Consider the following 17,302-nt stretch of genomic DNA (forward strand, 5'->3'; position numbering starts at 1 on the left):
ATTTTTTGCTGACTGCCTGAGGTAGATTATGGCAGTTTTACATAACGATACTTTTTTACGAGCTTTATTGAAACAGCCAGTCGAGTACACGCCAGTATGGCTGATGCGTCAGGCTGGACGTTACTTGCCTGAATACCGCGCTACTCGCGCCAAGGCTGGTAGTTTTCTGGCGTTATGCCATAATACCGAGCTGGCTACAGAAGTCACATTGCAACCACTGGAACGCTTTGCACTGGATGCGGCGATACTTTTTTCAGATATTCTGACTGTACCTGATGCCATGGGTCTGGGCTTGCACTTTGTGGAAGGTGAGGGGCCTAAGTTTATGAATCCGCTTCGGCAGGAGCAAGATGTACAGCGGTTGCATGTACCGGATATGCAGCGGTTGCGCTATGTGTTTGATGCTGTAAACAGTATTCGGCGGGCTTTAAACGGACGTGTGCCATTGATTGGTTTCAGTGGTAGCCCGTTTACATTGGCCTGCTACATGGTTGAAGGTAGCGGTAGCCGAGATTTTCGTTTATTAAAAACTATGATGTACCAGCGGCCGCAGTTATTGCATCATATTCTGGACATCAATGCACAATCGGTTAGTCTTTATTTGAATGAGCAAATCAGAGCGGGCGCTCAGGCTGTGCAGATTTTTGATACTTGGGGCGGTATTCTCAGTGATGCAGCCTTTCAGGAGTTTGATTTACGCTATCTGCAACAGGTGATTTCTGGCTTGCATAGAGAAGTAGATGGCCGGCAAGTACCAGTAATTGTGTTTACTAAGGGCGGTGGGCAGTGGCTTGACCAGCTGGCTGATTTGGAAATCGAAGCTCTGGGGGTGGATTGGACTGTAAATTTACATCGGGCACGTGAGTTAGCTGGTGATCGAGTAGCTTTGCAGGGAAATCTTGACCCGTTGGCATTATTTGGTAATTCTGAAAGTGTTGAATGTGAAGTGCGTCGTTTACTGACCGATTATGGTAAAGGTAGCGGTCATGTGTTTAATTTAGGACATGGAATTAATCAATATACTGATCCAGAAATGGTAAAGTTTGCTGTAGAAGCAGTACATAATTTGTCAGCTCCATATCATCAGATTTAGTCATCACTAGATACTGACAACTACGGGGCTCATACAGTTTTCAGCTAAATTACCTTAATGTATAGGCAGGCACAGGAAGTGATGATTCCGGTACCTGCCAGATTTTTGTCTGGCTGTTATTTTATTTGCGTATTCATTCTTTGTTGCTTTATTTTTATAATTAATCTTTTTTTGTGTTTAAGAACAACAGGTCAGCTTTTATGTTACACAATATTCCTTGGGCAGAAATTTTTGTTGTTTTACACGTGGTGGTGGTGACTGTTCTGATGGTACGAGTGTTGTATCACCAGCGGAATACAGGTGTTTCTGTTGCTTGGATATTAATGCTGATGGCGTTTCCTCTTGTTGGTGCTGTGGCCTATTTGCTGATTGGTGAACCCAGACTAGGTTCGCGCCGATTGCGGCGCCAGCGGGAACTGGTGAAGTTTTATCATAAATTCAGTGATACCTATCTGCATGATTTCAATCAGCATGCTTGTAGTGGTCTGAATGAGCGTTATCATGGAATCAGCCTGATTGCAGCAGACAAAACTGGTTTTGAGGCTACTGAGTACAATCATCTAACTTTGCTGACACATGATGAGGAAATTATTTCTGCTATCCGCCACGATATTCAGCAGGCCAAAACGAGCTGCCTGCTGGCTTTTTATATTGTTGATCCTCAGGGTGTAATTGTCGATTTGCTGAATGATGCTATGGCGGCTGCTCAACGAGGTGTAGTGACCAGTATGCTGGTGGACAGTATTGGCAGCGCTAGATTCTGGCGTAGTGACTGGCCGCGGCGATTACGCAGTGCTGGTATTACTTTGACAGAAGCGTTACCTATACAGCTGTGGCGTACATTTTTTGTCCGTGCTGATTTGCGTAATCACCGCAAGATTGCAGTAATCGACCAGAAAATTGGCTATACCGGTAGTTTTAATCTGGTGGATCCTCGGTTTTTTAAAAAGAATGCTGGTGTCGGGCAGTGGGTGGATGTGATGATGCGCTGTAAAGGCAGTTTGGTTCAGCCACTAGCTGCTGTGTTTGCCGGTGATATGGCTGTAGAGACCGAATCTAATTTGATGCAGGTACAGCAATGGGTAGACAGCTATGGCAAACAAGCTCTAATGCAAAATTTGCAGGTTGCACAAAAAGAAAAGACCGGAGTGGTAGTACAGGTAATTCCATCAGCACCTGAACAGGGAAGTCCGGTCATTTATGACACGATTGTGAACGCTATTCATGCCGCGACACGCCGGATTATGATTACAACCCCATATTTTGTACCGGATGATGCTTTGCTACTGGCACTGACTACAGCAGCTACTCGAGGGGTGGAAGTAACCCTGATTGTACCTGAGGCTGTAGATTCGAAACTGGTTAAATATGCTTCTCGAGCTTATTATCCGATGTTGCTTCAGGCCGGTGTTAAAATTGCTTTGTTTAAAGGTGGTTTGTTGCATGCTAAAACACTAACTGTTGACAGTGATTACACGCTTTTTGGAACGGTTAATATGGATATGCGCAGTTTTTATCTGAATATGGAAATTAGTCTGGCCATTTATGATGAAGGTATGACGGAAACGATTGTTGCTTTACAAAACGGCTATCTACGTGATTGTGAGTATATTGAACTTAAAGCATGGCAGGCGCGTTCCAAATGGTGGGGACTAGTTGAAAATTCTGTGCGTCTCGTCGGCCCATTATTGTAGCGGTTTGTGAATGTATACAAAGCTGTCTGGTACAAACCGGCAGCTTTTTTTATTAGCTGATATTGTAGATGCAGTCTGTGCAGAAAAAACTTCAGGTGTGAGTGAGAACAGTTAGTAGCTTGAGTAATCAATGTTTACTGATAAGCTGCTGTTATTAATATTTTTTAAATATTTTTTTGCTTTGATTATTATTTTTGTCAATATTTACAGATAAATAGCTGCTTATTTTATGTCTATTTCAGAATGTATAAATATTTCTGTTATATTTATGTATCTTTGATTTAGGAAGTAAATATTTACAAATAATATTTGTTTGAAAAATTTGCTTTTTATATATATTACTTATTCCAACATTTGATAATTATGTCTTACACACACTTGAAGAAATTGGTTTTGTCCCTGTCTATGTTGCCTGCTGTTGTTTATGCAGAAGATAAAGATAATGCGCAGTTGCCAGATATAGAAGTAACTGCTTTACGCACGCATGCATCGTGGCTGGATACAGCAGCATCTGTGCATACCGTTAATGCCAGAGCGCTAACTGATACACCTAAAACGAATATTTCCGATGCCCTAAAAGGGATTCCGGGTTTACAAGCTCTGGAACGGGAAAATTATGCTCAGGATATGCAAATTTCGATGCGTGGTTTTGGCGCGCGTTCAACATTTGGGGTGCGTGGTATTCGCATATACGTTGATGGTATTCCAGCTTCTATGCCAGATGGGCAAGGGCAGACTTCTAATATAGATTTGAACTCTTTAGATAAAATAGAAGTGCTTGGTGGTCCTTTTTCATCTCTGTATGGGAACTCCTCAGGAGGAACAATACTGGCAACTACCCGTGAAGGCGAAGGTAAGCCCAGTGTTAGTCTTGGATTCAATACCAGTCGTTTTGCTAAGCAGCAAACTTCATTTCAGTTGCAGAGTGGGAGTGAATCAGCGTACCTACCAGCCTATAATATCAGCTCTAATTATTTTGATACCAATGGATATCGCGAGCACAGCGATGCACGGAAGGTACTGAATAATGCTAAATTTACATGGAATCTGAATGATGGCAGTACGCTGAATTGGGTGCTGAATCAGGTACGCATCAGAGCGGCTGATCCCGGCGGACTGACACGTGAACAATGGCAGGAGAATCCGCGCCAGATTGCTCAAAATGTCAGGGATTACAACATGCGTAAGGAAATTGACCAAAGCCAGACTGGTTTAACTTGGGATAAACCCATTAATGAGCATAATAGTCTATATGCAATGGTTTATGCCGGCCGTCGTCATGTAGTGCAATATCAGTCGATTCCGGCCAAGGCGCAAACCGCTCCTAAGCACGCAGGAGGCGTGATTGATTTTACCCGACATTATTATGGAGCCGATTTGCGTTGGCTAAACAAAAACACTTTGCCCAATCTCACTCTTATTGGGGGAGTGGCATTTGACCGTGAGAATGAAGACCGGCAAGGATACAATAATTTTAACGGCAGCCATCTGGGGGTGAAGGGTAAATTGCGTCGGGATGAGTACAATACTTTATGGAATCTCGACCCATATATGCAGTTTTCGTGGCGTTTTGTGCCGAAATGGCATGTGGATGGAGGCTTGCGTTATAGTAACGTACATTTTAAAACGCAGGATCATTATCTAGCTAATGGCGATGATAGTGGAGCACTGCGTTACCATAAATTATTGCCCAGTATTTCGCTAGGCTGGGATTTCCGGGATGATGCGGCTGCTTATATTGCCTATGGCAAAGGTTTTGAAACGCCTACTTTTACTGAAATGGCTTATCGGCCAGATGGTATGGCCGGTTTTAATTTCAATCTTAAGCCTTCTACCAGCGATACTATTGAAGCAGGACTGAAATTTGACCAGCAATGGGGAATATTTTCTGCAACAGCATTTCACACTGAGTCACATAACGATATAGTCTCAGCTGTATCAGCCGGAGGCCGTAGTACATTTCGTAATGCTGACCGTACCAAAAGATATGGCGCAGAGTTAGGCTGGCAGAAAACACTGTGGCAAAATTTGGAGGCGCGGGCTAGCTACTCATATATTGATGCCAAATTTGATAGTGATATACCGGCGCTAGGAAAAGCAGTTGCTGTGCGTAAGGGAAATAAAATACCGGGAGTAGCACAGAATCAATTGTATTTTGGTTTGCAATGGCAACCGAAGCAAGGATGGCAAGGCGGTATGGATGTTCGTTATATGGATAAAATATACGTTAATGACAGCAATACGGATCATGCCCCTGGTTATGCGCTGGCATCTGCCAATATTGGTTATGAATGGGCTTATCGAGGCTGGACATTAAGCAGCTACGCACGTGTTGATAATCTGTTTAATCGACGTTACGCTGGTTCGGTGATTGTCAATGATAGTAATGGCCGTTATTTCGAACCCTCTCCTAAACGGACTTTCAGTACTGGTCTTAATATTCGCAAAGCTTTATGATAAAAAAGCACTGATTTAATCAGTGCTTTTTTCTTAAACGGCGTAATTTATCTTACGCAATGTTCTCAATTAATCCTGCTGAATTCCGGCTATTAACCATTCTTGCTGATTACTAAGCGGTTTGACAAAATGCCAGACTTCGCTGAACGGTTGCTGAGGGCTGCCCAGATTTTCACTGACTAGTCCACTGAAGCGTACGCTGGCAATGTACTGACCATTTTCCTGTGTGCTGTCTACCAGTTCGGCATTGAGGTCGCTGAATTCGGCCGTATCCTGATTCTGGATAATATCGTCGCGGATGGCGGCAAACATTTCAGGTGTAAAGTAGCGTCTAATTTCTTCCAGATTCGAGGCATTATTCATGGATTGCACATGATTAAAACGTTGCCGTGCAAAGCGAAGAAATGCTTCAGTATTGCTGCCATCAGCCATACCCGAAAAATTGTTTGGCATGACAGAGCTATTGTTGCTTAGATTTTGACCAAATATGTTGGTACGGGCACTATTACTGCTATTGTTCTGAGTGCCGAAATGGTTGCTGTTTTGCTGAGTATTGTAAGGTATATTGCCCTGATTATTTTTTTTTGCTGCAAAACGGCGATACAAATAGACTCCGCCAATCACAATAATGAGAAGCCATAGCCAGCTAAACCCGCTTTTTTTCTCTGGCTGCGCCATTTGTGTCTGCTGATTAGCCTCAGGGATGGTCTGATTATCAACATTATTAGCCGCATTATTGTAATCACTTGCAGGGGTAGCGTTGGTGGTAGCAGGTTGCTGCTGGTTGTGGTTTGCCATAGCATGGCCGGCTAATGCACCAATTGCTGCTCCAGCAACACCGGCACCAATGACTCGTGCAGTACTGTTTCCACGAGGCTGAGCTTGATTGGCGTAACCATTCTGATTATTACCGTATCGGTAATCATTGCGTCCAGAATTTGAATAAGAGCGTGACATACCTGCATTATTACCTCCTCCTAGACGGCTAGACGAAGAATTTGCATAATTGCTGCGGTTGTACTGGTAGGAAGGGCTGCTATACGTGCTGGAATAGCTGGATCGTGACATACCACGGTTTCCTCCGCCTCCAATGCGTTTGGCTTCTGCTAAAGGGCTCAAGGTAAGGCTGAGGATGACAGCTGAAGCAATGTATCGTAGTTTTCGATTGTCCATTATTTGGATACTTTCATATCTTGAATATTAAATTTAACTTTACTGTACATAGCGTTGAAAAATAAGATTTCAAGCAAAAAAAACAGCAATATTTAAACTATTTTACGGTTTAATGGTAGCTTTTGCGAATTGCACTCGGCATTTTAGCGAAAAATAACTAGCATGGTATGATGAACTTAGGCGTTAAAGAGGTTTGGATTGAGTTTGTTAAACAGCGCTCACCTGTGAAGAGTTTTGCAGCTTGCTGTTATTTATTTGATAAAAATGGGGATATCTTGATTAGAAGGATTGCTGGTAGATGAATTAAATACACTCCAGATAAAAAGAACCCTCTGTGCCAAGGGGAGAAGCAGCAGAGGGCCAAAATAATGTTTCGACAAGAGAATACTAAAAAGCATTTGAAATCTTGAGGTTATACGCTTGTTGCTGCGTATGGATATCATCTTAATGACTTAGACTGTTTTTTGCAGAGAAAGTTCATGTATTTTTGTTATATTTTGTAATTTTTCTTTTTTTGAAATCCGGGCAAGGTGATGTTGTAGCGATAAACGATTAAACGGCTGATGACACCACTGATAAACAACACATTAATGCTCAGTGGTGTAACCATATTCCAATGATTCAATATGCATAATAGCAGCCCGAGTAATATTGCTATAGTTCCATAGATGTCACTACGCAAAATGATCGGGACTTCATTGACTAAAATATCACGCAGAATCCCGCCACCCACTGCAGTAACAAAGGCTAAGGTGACTACGCCAAACCAGTTTAATTTCAATGCTAAGCCGACTTCGGCACCAGTCAGGCTGAATGCAGCCAGCCCGAGCGCATCTGCTACCACAAACCATACTGCAAGAACTCGGTGACGCTGATACTGAATATGAAACAACCACGATAATAAAAGCGTAATAAAAATAGTCCACAATGAGGTATTGCTTTTAAATATCATCGGAATATGTCCGATAAGGGCATCGCGCATCATGCCGCCGCCCACTGCAGTGAGTAAAGCAACGATTATTACACCGAGAATGTCTAGCCTTTTACGAAATCCGACCAAATAGCCAGACACAGCAAATGCTACAGTACCTATGATGTTAATCAGCTGAAAAATAAGATCAGTATTGAGCATATTGCAGTTTATCGAAATCGGGTTGAAAAAAACGCCAGCCACCTACCGGTAAATCTTCGGCTTGCCAGGGACCAAATGCGCTACGGTGTAAAGCAACTACCCGATTACCCGCAGCTGCAACCATGCGTTTTACCTGATGATACTTTCCAGAAGTAATGGTAAGCAGCAGGGTATGGGAGTCGGTCAGTTCAGCCTTTTCTGCTTGTACAGTTTCATTGTCATCATGTAACAATACCCCTTGCTGTAACTTCATACACAAAGTTTCATCAGCAGCATGTTTCAGGCTAACTTGGTAAATTTTAGGTAGTTTGTGTTTAGGCGAGGTACAGCGATGATTAAACTGGCCATCGTTGGTCAAAATCAGAACACCGGTGGTATCTGCATCTAGCCGGCCAACAGCTTGCATATTTAGATGGCGCAGTGGTTCGGGTAATATGCTGAATACACTAGGATAAAACTGAGGTTTGTGTGAAGTTTCGTAGTCGGCAGGTTTGTTTAGCAGAATATAAAAATAGGGCAATGGCACAGGTGGGAGATTCACTTCGTCAATTTGCAGACTGCTGACATTCGATGGTTCTATCTCCATGCGTGCATCGGTACAAAGCTGCCCATTAATGAGTACAGCGGCATCTTTAATCAGCACCTGACATTGCTTACGGCTGCCCAGACCCTGCGCTTGCAGGTATTTCAATAAATGCATAACAAATTAACCTTACAGGCCGTTATTTTCTCGATAAATTAAAAAAATAAAAGCGTATCTACAATAAACAATGGAATAAGTATAGTTAAAGACCAACCCATGTAGCCAAAAAAACTGGGCATGGCGATATGCTGCTGCTCAGCGATTGATTTAATCATCAGATTAGGTGCATTGCCAATATAACTGAGTGCTCCCATAAATACTGAGCCCATGGAAATAGCCAGCAGTGTTTTAGAAAATTGCAGCATCAGTAATTGTGCTTCACCACCGGCAAGATTAAAAAATACCAGATAGGTTGGCGCATTATCCAGAAAACCGGATAAAACACCACTCATCCAGAAATACAGCGTATTAACAGGCGCTCCATTGTGGTGAATGAAATTGACTAGTGGCTTAAATTGACCATCTGATCCTAATTGCAATATTGCCATCACTGGTGCAATGGTAATAAAAATGCCGATAAACAGCTTTCCGACTTCTTGCATTGGTGCCCAGTTGAATTCATTCTGCTGACGCAGTGCGGATGGAGTGTACTTCAGTCCGAATAAGGTAATCAGTAGTAGTAAACCATCACGAATACAGGCTATTAAGCTAATTTCTATGCCAAAAAACTGCCAGATTGGAAAATTTTTACATAAACCAGACAATAGTATGATAACTATTACTGCCAGCAAAAACAGTAAGTTGATTTTACCCTCAATTGTCCATGTAGACTTGTGTGGTTGTGATAGAGGCTCAATTCTGGCTTCTCGTCGCCATAACCAATTATCTATACAGCTAAACAAGACTAGTAAAAGCACTGTATTCAGCAATACTGGTAAAATCATATGACTAAATGTCCACTGGAATCCTACGCCTTTTAGAAAGCCCAGAAACAAGGGTGGATCACCAAGCGGTGTTAAACCTCCACCGATATTAGCCACCAAAAAAATGAAAAATACTACTATATGAACACGATACCGTCTCTGTGCATTGGCACGCAGTATTGGCCGAATGAGTAGCATGGAAGCTCCTGTCGTTCCCATCAGTCCAGCCAGAACGGTACCGCTTGCTAAAAGTAAAACATTTAATTTAACACTGCCAATACCATTATTCCGAATTACTATACCCCCAGAAAGAGTATAGAGCGCCAGTAACAGTAGCATAAATGGCAGATATTCCTGCAGTAGAGTATGCAGAACAAGTGAAACACATGTCATGATACTGAATTGCCAGCATAGTGGTAGCAGGAAGATACAGCACCATATAGCAATAATTTTGCCACTATGGTGATGCCAAAGATGTGGTATCAGTAAAGGACTAACAGCAATGGAAAGAAGTACGCCAATAAAGGGAAGACACCACCACAGACTTAGTTCATCAGCTGGTAAGCCAGCAGCCAGCACTGTAGCAGGTATAAAGAAGCCGATAAATGCGCTGATATAGCGCAATATGTGACTTTTTTGGCACAAAATGGCTAAAGCGGACAGAGAAGAGAAATGGGATACCGGAAGCATTACAAAGGTGGTTTATTTTAACAATCGCGATTTTAACAACAAAAATAAAAAATGGTTGAAGAAAAGTTTTTTCTGCTTTAAAAGTGAGTAGAGAAAAGGAATTTAAATCAAAGATATTTAAGATGTGTTGTCTATAGATTGTAACCGACGCGCTTTAGTTAACCTATATTCTTCTGGCCTATATAAATGTAATCTCTGTTCAGTGCATTTTTTGTAGCTGATACTTTATGCCGAGGCTAGACCATCCTTCCGTACCCATCGTGCGCAATAATGTTTTGTTGCGTTCATAAATGGATCCTGCATCAGGAAAGGCGGCCACAGCTTGATCTATACTGCTCTCTCTAATCAGATGCAGTATTGGATATGGGCTTCGATTTGTATAATTGGTAATGTCTTCAGCTTGTTCATCAGCAAACTGAAAATTTGGATGGAATGGTGCTATCTGAATGGTGCCTGTGGCATCAATATCTTCTAAAACTTGTTCGGCAAGAGCCACTACGTCGAGGAAAACCTCAAAATCAGCGAATAATTTTGGTTCAATAACTAATGTGGTTTCAATTTCAGTGGCTGGTGTCTGTAATAAAAGGCGTAATTCGTTTTCTAGCAAATCAAGAAATGCATCAGTATGTCTAGCATGGCTGATACTGAAGCGCAGTCTGTGTAGCTGGTATGGTCTGCGAGCAAAAGGGCAAAGATTCAGGCCGATTACTGCCCGTTCTAGCCATTGCTGGCAAATGGCGGAGATATCATCATCAGAATAGACATTGGCAGACATAAATCTCGATATTGCCTTTATATTAACTGTTTTAACATTTAGAAATAATTGATTAATCAGATTGTGCCTGGCTCATCGTTTTTTTCATATACTAACTGATATTCAGGTGTTCCAGTGGTAAAGAAGTCGTTGCCTTGATTTCTCTCAGAACGAAACTAGATTTGGCATCTTCCACCCCTGGTGTGGCCAGCAATGTTTCCAACACAAAATGTGAGAAAGCATTCATATCGGAAAAAAAAGCTTGAAGAATATAATCTGATTCGCCGGTTAAGGCAAAACAGTTTAGAACGTGCGGCCAATTTTGCACTGCTTGAGTAAATTCATCTCGTTTTTGTTTATTCTTGTTTACACTAACATGAATAAAAGCCTGTAATCCAAGTGCAACGTGGTTTGGGTCTAGTAGCGCAGCATAGCGACGGATGATTCCTGATTCTTCAAGCTGCTTTAGCCGGCGCAGGCAAGGTGAGGGCGATAGTGCCACACGCTCGGACAGCTCTACATTGGTAAGACGACCGTTGTCTTGTAAAACTTGCAGGATTTTTAGGTCGGTTTTATCTAAAAAACTTATTGCCATAATGCAAGGATCCTGAGGATTACTGCCGCATTGATGCAACAGGCAGCGAAACATAGATTAAAGTTAAAGTTTATGAGTGATGCAAAATTGCATTTTATTACATAAAAAAGTTTATTTTGACATTAATTTAATTTTAATACTAGTTATTCTGAATGATTTTTGTTTATCTATCTACTTTAATAATATAAAAAAATGTAGTCAGCTATTTGTGATAACTGAAAATGAATATTTTAGTGTAAAGTTTCAAAGTTAAGTTATATACATCAAGGTTTGATTAATATTTCGTTCTATTTTTACAAGTAATACAAGTGCAACTCATAATTATAATAAATGAATTTAAAATTACCATACCTGTGCATTTGAAAAACATCTATTTGTCTTACGACACCAATATAAGCAATATCTTTTTAAAGTTGTTGAAGTGATTTAGTCTAAATGTAATGAAAAAAAATATTTATTGAATGAAAATTTATTTACTATCATGCGTGAAATTATTACTGCTAAAAATCCAAAGTTGTTCTCAAACCTATTGAAAAGCAGAAAAGCAATATTTCATATAAAGGGTATAATTACCATTCCACAAAATTTAACTCAGGTTAAAAAACATTATTCATAACCCTTTGCTTCACCTATCTTGATGATTTCACATGATTGATAAGTGAAGTTGAATAGTTTTAATCGATTATGTCTGACTTATCTGCGGCTTTAGCCAAACCTAAACTAAATCTTGCTCTCATATTTACCGTATTACTCATCGGGGCCCTGGCTTTTGTGCAAGTCTATTCTGTGCAGTCCATATTGCCTGTGCTAATGCAGGAGTTTCATGCCAGTGCTGCTACTGTAGGCTCAACCGTAGGCGCTACTATACTGGCAGTCGCATTGATGTCTCCATTTCTGGGTATGATTTCAGATGCTTTCGGACGCAAGATGTTTATTGTTGGTTCAATCATATTTATCGCTATCCCAACACTGGCGCTGTCTTTTGTGCATAGCATCAGCTGGCTTTGGTGGCTGCGATTTGTACAAGGGTTGGCTGTTCCCGGTATCACTGTAGTATTGCTGGCTTATATAGGCGAAGAATTCAGTGGCAATCCGCGCATCAGGCTAATGAGTTTCTTTGTTTCCGGTACAGTGCTTGGTGGCTTTCTTGGCCGGTTTTTGATGGGTTATCTCACTGAATTTATCGGCTGGCGACATGCATTTATGATAATGGGTATCATCAGTTTGCTGGGGGGCATACTGGTTTGGCGCAACTTGCCAGCATCCAAAAAGTTTGAAGCTAAGCCACAGGTTTCAACCGCAATGAAGACTCTCTGGCATCATCTGCACAATCGTTACGTTCTTGCAGCGTGTGCACTAGGTTTTTGTGTACTGTTTTCATTGGTTGGATGTTTCACTTATATTAATCTGTATTTGGATCAGCCACCTTATAATCTTTCAAGCTCGCAACTGGCCAATATATTTGCGGTGTATTTAATAGGTATGATTATTACGCCGTTGTCAGCTCGTCTGATTATCAAATTTGGAACTAATCTAACTGTATTAATGGCCATGAGTTTGTCGATTTTCGGCGTATTATTAACATTATTGCATCCATTGTGGATGATTGTTTTGGCACTTGCCGTGATGAGTAGTGGTATTTTTATTACTCAGTCTTCCACCATCACTTATATATCTGCTAATGTCACAGAAGGCCGCTCATTGGCTTCTGGGTTATATTACATGTGTTACTATGCTGGTGGTTTTACGGGTTCACTGCTTTGTGGCCATGCTTTTGAAAGTGGTGGCTGGTTTATGACAGCAGTCACATTGATTAGCGCTCAACTGCTGGCTATGCTGATAGGTGGTGTACTGATGCGAAAAAAGGCTAAACCTAATTAGCCTTGAGCACATGTGCAAAGCGAGTAGACAATAATCATTTCCTAATAATAAAGAAAAAACCAGACCATAACTTCAATTTATCAATAAGATAATTAGCTTTATCTGCCATAGAAAACACATGTGTAATGAGCAGAAAAAATCTGCTGCACTAAAATCTATGCCAAGTACAGATAGGGATAATGCTTATATGGCTGTTTTTACTTTATCGAGTGGTAAATTACGTTAGAATCTGTTTTTCTGATTGTAAAAGGGTGCATCATGCAACCATTGTCACATTATCCGATTGTGATTATCGGTGCTGGTCCGGTGGGTATGCTTGCAGCCCTGATGTTGCAGCAACAGGGAAAATCTGTATTATTGCTTGAGGCTCGTGCCGCTGGCAGCAGATTGACCGATCAGCGTACACTGGCTTTGTCGTATCACAGTATTCAAATATTTCGTCATGCTGGAGTAGAACTCCCAGACGATGTTTTTACTTTCATTCAGAAGGTGCACGTCTCGCGGCAGCATCATTTTGGTCGAGTACTGTTGTCAGCACAGGATATAAATCTGCCTTATCTCGGTGCCACCATTGATTATGTGAAATTGGTTCAGGCCTGTGAACAAGCACTGACTAAACTTCGGGTTCCCGTACAATGGCAGACTAAGGTAGAAAAAATACATACAACGCCACATTGGGCTTCTATCCAGTGCCAGAGCCAGTTTCAGACACGCATATTTACTGCGCAATGGCTAATTCTCGCTGAGGGCGGTAATTTGGCCGCAGACTTACCTGATATTCAGATACGCAGCTACGATTATCAGCAACAGGCCTTGGTCAGTACTCTTAAATTTGAATTACCCAATCAATCTGTTGCTTATGAACGTTTCACCCTTAACGGTCCATTGGCATTATTGCCGTATGCAAATGATTTTCGTTTGGTATGGACATGTACGCCGCAGGAAGCAAAACAACGCCAGCAGATGGATTTGGATACGATGAATCAGCAGTTACAAACGGTGCTGGGAAACCGTCTTGGCCGGCTTTGTCAGATAGGCAATGTGGCAACTTTTCCACTACAATTGCGGCAGCTTAGCCGTGTTTACAGCCAGCGGGTAATCTGTATCGGTAATGCAGCTCAGACCATGCATCCCGTGGCTGCTCAGGGGCTGAATTTGGGTGTACGTGATGCAGAAACACTAAGTGTAGTATTTGGCTCATTTGATATTGCAAGACTGGATAATGATATTTTGGCACGAAACTATGCACAAGCACGTGCTTATGATGCGAATGCGGTTGTAGGTTTCACACATGCTTTGGTTCAACTGTTTGATCACGCCCATAGTGGTCTGGCTTACGGCCAGAGTTTAGGGATGAGTATTCTGGGTGCTATACCAGCGTTCAGACAGTCATTTACCAAACAATTGGTTTATGGTCTGAATTCATCCTTCACAGATTTTGCTGAATAAGAATATTGGCATGCTAAGGACGTAAAATGCAGCATAAGCAGCAAACAGATTTTGACATCATTGTTCTCGGTGGTGGGCTAATTGGAGCAACATTGGCACTCATATTGCAGCAGCAGGGCAAAAGTGTATTACTAGTAGAAAAAGCACCACCAACAACCAACCTGACCAGTCTGACTCAATCATGGGATGCGCGTATCTATGCAATTAGCCCAGCCAACCAACAGCTTTTAAATAAATTAGGTGTATGGCCTGCCGAGAGGGTACAGCCAGTAAGCCGTATGGAAGTATATGGCGACACCAACGGGCATATCAGTTTTGATGCAGCCAGCGTAAAAGTACCTTATCTGAATTACATGCTGGAAAACCGCTATTTGCTAGCCAGAATATGGCTTGCTTTGGTAGAGACTGATGTAACCATTGTGCAAAGTAAGCCCAAAATGATAAGCACTGACGTCTGGTCTGCACAGCTTACATTGGGAAATGGCTCTTCTTATCTCAGTCAGTTAATCATAGGTGCTGATGGTGCTCAATCGTGGCTCCGGCAGCAGGCAGGTATTACAGTAAACGTTTCACCGTACCAGCAGCAAGGTTTGGTAGCTAATTTCAACACAGAAAAATATCATCACGGCTGCGCTTACCAGTGGTTTAGTCATGGCGATATTCTTGCTTATCTGCCTTTACCAGGGCATCAAATTTCTATTGTTTGGTCTACAGCTTCCGCAGACAGGCTTTCACACCTGAATGGTGAAGATTTTGCTTGTAAAGTAGCTGAAGCAGGCAATTATCAGTTGGGTGAATTATGCCCGATCACTCCGGTATTTGCTTTCGACCTTATTAAGCGCCAGCCGCAGACTATCATCAGTCAGCGTATAGCTTTGATTGGTGATGCAGCACATACCGTTCATCCTTTGGCTGGACAAGGTGTTAATCTGGGTTTCGCAGATGTAGAATATCTCAGTCAGTTGCTGGCACATGCCGATGATTTAGGTAGCTGGTCTTTGCTCAGACAATATCAGCGTTCCCGCTTACTAGCAGTGCGCACAATGCAGCAGGGGTGTGATGGATTGTTCAGACTGTTTGCCAATAATTACTTACCCGGAATAAGCTGGTTGCGCAATCAGGGAATGAATATGGTGAATAATTTAGATTCGCTTAAAAATCAGCTAATTCGTCAAGCTATGGGTCTGTAATAATCTAAAGCCTAACTACTGTAAAATAGATTTTAACTAATGAGAAAAAATTCAGATTTCTGTATTGAAATATTTATAAAAATCTATGAATTTTGCAAATTTCAATAAAAAATTGATATAAATATAAATTAATAGGCACTCAGATAAAAGCGCTATATTATCAATCATCAAAATGTATTAATTTGGTACACCAGCTTATTTTGATCAATAACGTTTTTCTTATCACATCATAATATCAAGGCTGAATTAAGACTTAATTGCTGCATATTTTGCATGGGTAGCTCTTTAAGTTATTTCTTTCTCTCAGTAGTGACTTTTGTGACATAAAAAGCTCTAAAATTAGCTGCTAGACTCAAAAATGATTGAATTATTAAATATTAATCCAGATGATATAGGGACAAAATACGCATAAACAGAATAAAATTTTTTTAATATTATTGATTATGTATTTTTATATTGATGAATTTATTTAATTTTTATCAAGTTATTATACTGTCTGTAACTAGCTTGATGTCGAAAGCTTATCTGTTTATTACTATTTTCAGGTTAGAATGTTTGGAATAAATATTTTAACTTTCACAACGCATGTGTTTTTGACTAATTTGTGATTGATAAGCTTCGGATATTCTTAGAAATACGTGTTATTTGTATTATTTATTATTTTTTGGTTTTTTAGCCTGAGGAATTAATAGAGCATAATGTAATGATTTGGCTTTTTCTTAAGCTCACACATCGGCTTATTAAAATTTAAAATAAAGTAAGTTAATACGTATATTAAGATTGATATTTGTAATGCCTAAAACTCAAGTTTTAGTTCGAGTACTTTGATTGAGCAACATCAGAAAAAAAACTCAAGCTATATCTGAACTGATTAAAGGCTTACACCATTGGATGCAATATTATTTGGATTAATTATCACAGTTAAGTACTGGTTTGTTTTCTCAAGTTTGCATAGAAAACTGCTGATATCACACTCAAATCTGTAACTGAATAGACTGTACGAAGATAATCAAAAAATTTGCTGTGTACCAATTCTTTGTGGAGATGTTATATTCTGCTATAAATGGGATTAAAAATTTGAACAGTTTTAAACATTTAAGGTCTGAACTCATTTGTACAAATTTGTGTATTTATGAGTATAGGCGAGTATAGAATGGTGCCCGGAGCCGGAATCGAACCGGCACGGCCGTTTTAAGAGCCGACGGATTTTAAGTCCGTTGTGTCTACCTATTTCACCACCCGGGCGGATGGAAATTAATACAAAAGATGTATTAATTTTTATGTTGGAGGCGGGGGCACGGATTTAAACCGGCCTACACAGCTTTGCACACTGTGGCATAGTCACTCTGCCACCCCGCCATAAAACTATTCAAATTATCTGGAGGCGGGAGTCGGAATCGAACCGGCGTACACGGATTTGCAGTCCGCTGCATGACCACTCTGCCATCCCGCCTTAAATCTTAAATATTTACTCAATCGGGTAGAGCAACTACTAAATCAAAATCTGGAGCGGGAAACGAGTCTCGAACTCGCGACCTCAACCTTGGCAAGGTTGCGCTCTACCAACTGAGCTATTCCCGCATTTTCACTTTATACATGTGAGCATGTTTTTTGGAGCGGGAAACGAGTCTCGAACTCGCGACCTCAACCTTGGCAAGGTTGCGCTCTACCAACTGAGCTATTCCCGC

General features: G+C 41.1%; 12 protein-coding genes and 5 tRNA genes. 6 read left to right on the top strand and 11 right to left on the bottom strand.

Annotation, left to right across the window (positions count from 1 at the left end; translation table 11 throughout):
- Positions 1-28: 28 nt before the first annotated feature.
- From hemE to J3U67_RS09075, 3 genes are all read left to right on the top strand, one after another.
- Positions 29-1,093 (top strand): uroporphyrinogen decarboxylase, encoded by a 1,065-nt coding sequence (hemE, locus tag J3U67_RS09065; protein ID WP_267404848.1) that lies wholly within the window; start codon positions 29-31, stop codon positions 1,091-1,093.
- A gap of 200 nt (positions 1,094-1,293) precedes the next feature.
- Positions 1,294-2,787 (top strand): cardiolipin synthase, encoded by a 1,494-nt coding sequence (cls, locus tag J3U67_RS09070; RefSeq protein ID WP_267391066.1) that lies wholly within the window; start codon positions 1,294-1,296, stop codon positions 2,785-2,787.
- 363 nt (positions 2,788-3,150) lie between these two features.
- The gene (locus tag J3U67_RS09075) at positions 3,151-5,244 is read left to right on the top strand and encodes a TonB-dependent receptor (RefSeq protein ID WP_267404850.1); all 2,094 of its coding nucleotides are present in this window, start codon (positions 3,151-3,153) and stop codon (positions 5,242-5,244) included.
- Between the two features lie 69 nt (positions 5,245-5,313).
- On the opposite strand, the gene J3U67_RS09080 is transcribed toward J3U67_RS09075, so the two are convergent.
- The 6 genes from J3U67_RS09080 to J3U67_RS09105 form a co-directional block, all read right to left on the bottom strand.
- Positions 5,314-6,417: a Tim44 domain-containing protein gene (locus J3U67_RS09080; RefSeq protein ID WP_267404852.1), complete on the bottom strand. Its 1,104-nt coding sequence runs from the start codon at positions 6,415-6,417 to the stop codon at positions 5,314-5,316.
- Between the two features lie 490 nt (positions 6,418-6,907).
- A complete protein-coding gene (locus J3U67_RS09085) occupies positions 6,908-7,549 on the bottom strand; it encodes a trimeric intracellular cation channel family protein (RefSeq protein WP_100141331.1) in 642 nt (213 codons plus the stop codon).
- On the bottom strand, positions 7,536-8,249 hold the full coding sequence (locus J3U67_RS09090; RefSeq protein ID WP_267391069.1) for a 16S rRNA pseudouridine(516) synthase: 714 nt from the start codon (positions 8,247-8,249) through the stop codon (positions 7,536-7,538). Before J3U67_RS09090 ends, J3U67_RS09085 begins: the two co-directional genes overlap by 14 nt.
- Before the next feature lie 38 nt (positions 8,250-8,287).
- The gene (locus J3U67_RS09095) at positions 8,288-9,679 is read right to left on the bottom strand and encodes a sodium:proton antiporter (protein WP_267404854.1); all 1,392 of its coding nucleotides are present in this window, start codon (positions 9,677-9,679) and stop codon (positions 8,288-8,290) included.
- Positions 9,680-9,944: 265 nt separating this feature from the next.
- Positions 9,945-10,520: a DUF1415 domain-containing protein gene (locus tag J3U67_RS09100; RefSeq protein ID WP_267404855.1), complete on the bottom strand. Its 576-nt coding sequence runs from the start codon at positions 10,518-10,520 to the stop codon at positions 9,945-9,947.
- 91 nt (positions 10,521-10,611) lie between these two features.
- The gene (locus J3U67_RS09105) at positions 10,612-11,094 is read right to left on the bottom strand and encodes an Lrp/AsnC family transcriptional regulator (protein ID WP_100141327.1); all 483 of its coding nucleotides are present in this window, start codon (positions 11,092-11,094) and stop codon (positions 10,612-10,614) included.
- A gap of 684 nt (positions 11,095-11,778) precedes the next feature.
- Here J3U67_RS09105 and J3U67_RS09110 point away from each other — a divergent pair.
- From J3U67_RS09110 to J3U67_RS09120, 3 genes are all read left to right on the top strand, one after another.
- Positions 11,779-12,975: an MFS transporter gene (locus tag J3U67_RS09110; protein ID WP_267404856.1), complete on the top strand. Its 1,197-nt coding sequence runs from the start codon at positions 11,779-11,781 to the stop codon at positions 12,973-12,975.
- Between the two features lie 258 nt (positions 12,976-13,233).
- The gene (locus J3U67_RS09115; protein ID WP_267391075.1) at positions 13,234-14,424 is read left to right on the top strand and encodes an FAD-dependent monooxygenase; all 1,191 of its coding nucleotides are present in this window, start codon (positions 13,234-13,236) and stop codon (positions 14,422-14,424) included.
- 26 nt (positions 14,425-14,450) lie between these two features.
- The gene (locus tag J3U67_RS09120) at positions 14,451-15,614 is read left to right on the top strand and encodes an FAD-dependent monooxygenase (RefSeq protein WP_267391076.1); all 1,164 of its coding nucleotides are present in this window, start codon (positions 14,451-14,453) and stop codon (positions 15,612-15,614) included.
- Between the two features lie 1,154 nt (positions 15,615-16,768).
- On the opposite strand, the gene J3U67_RS09125 is transcribed toward J3U67_RS09120, so the two are convergent.
- The 5 genes from J3U67_RS09125 to J3U67_RS09145 form a co-directional block, all read right to left on the bottom strand.
- A tRNA-Leu gene (locus J3U67_RS09125) sits at positions 16,769-16,859 on the bottom strand.
- Between the two features lie 39 nt (positions 16,860-16,898).
- Positions 16,899-16,973: transfer RNA gene (locus J3U67_RS09130), tRNA-Cys, on the bottom strand.
- A 20-nt stretch (positions 16,974-16,993) separates the two neighbouring features.
- A tRNA-Cys gene (locus J3U67_RS09135) sits at positions 16,994-17,067 on the bottom strand.
- Positions 17,068-17,119: 52 nt separating this feature from the next.
- Positions 17,120-17,195 (bottom strand) — tRNA-Gly (locus J3U67_RS09140).
- 31 nt (positions 17,196-17,226) lie between these two features.
- A tRNA-Gly gene (locus J3U67_RS09145) sits at positions 17,227-17,302 on the bottom strand.

Source organism: Snodgrassella sp. B3837, from assembly GCF_026535955.1.
Classification (GTDB): Bacteria; Pseudomonadota; Gammaproteobacteria; order Burkholderiales; family Neisseriaceae; genus Snodgrassella; species Snodgrassella alvi_E.

Coding starts and splice junctions, on each gene's coding strand:
- J3U67_RS09120 (WP_267391076.1), top strand. CDS start 14,451: ATGCAGCATAAGCAGCAAACAGATTTTGACATCATTGTTCTCGGTGGT.
- J3U67_RS09085 (WP_100141331.1), bottom strand. CDS start 7,549: ATGCTCAATACTGATCTTATTTTTCAGCTGATTAACATCATAGGTACT.
- cls (WP_267391066.1), top strand. CDS start 1,294: ATGTTACACAATATTCCTTGGGCAGAAATTTTTGTTGTTTTACACGTG.
- J3U67_RS09105 (WP_100141327.1), bottom strand. CDS start 11,094: ATGGCAATAAGTTTTTTAGATAAAACCGACCTAAAAATCCTGCAAGTT.
- J3U67_RS09110 (WP_267404856.1), top strand. CDS start 11,779: ATGTCTGACTTATCTGCGGCTTTAGCCAAACCTAAACTAAATCTTGCT.
- J3U67_RS09075 (WP_267404850.1), top strand. CDS start 3,151: ATGTCTTACACACACTTGAAGAAATTGGTTTTGTCCCTGTCTATGTTG.
- J3U67_RS09080 (WP_267404852.1), bottom strand. CDS start 6,417: ATGGACAATCGAAAACTACGATACATTGCTTCAGCTGTCATCCTCAGC.
- J3U67_RS09090 (WP_267391069.1), bottom strand. CDS start 8,249: ATGCATTTATTGAAATACCTGCAAGCGCAGGGTCTGGGCAGCCGTAAG.
- hemE (WP_267404848.1), top strand. CDS start 29: ATGGCAGTTTTACATAACGATACTTTTTTACGAGCTTTATTGAAACAG.
- J3U67_RS09100 (WP_267404855.1), bottom strand. CDS start 10,520: ATGTCTGCCAATGTCTATTCTGATGATGATATCTCCGCCATTTGCCAG.
- J3U67_RS09115 (WP_267391075.1), top strand. CDS start 13,234: ATGCAACCATTGTCACATTATCCGATTGTGATTATCGGTGCTGGTCCG.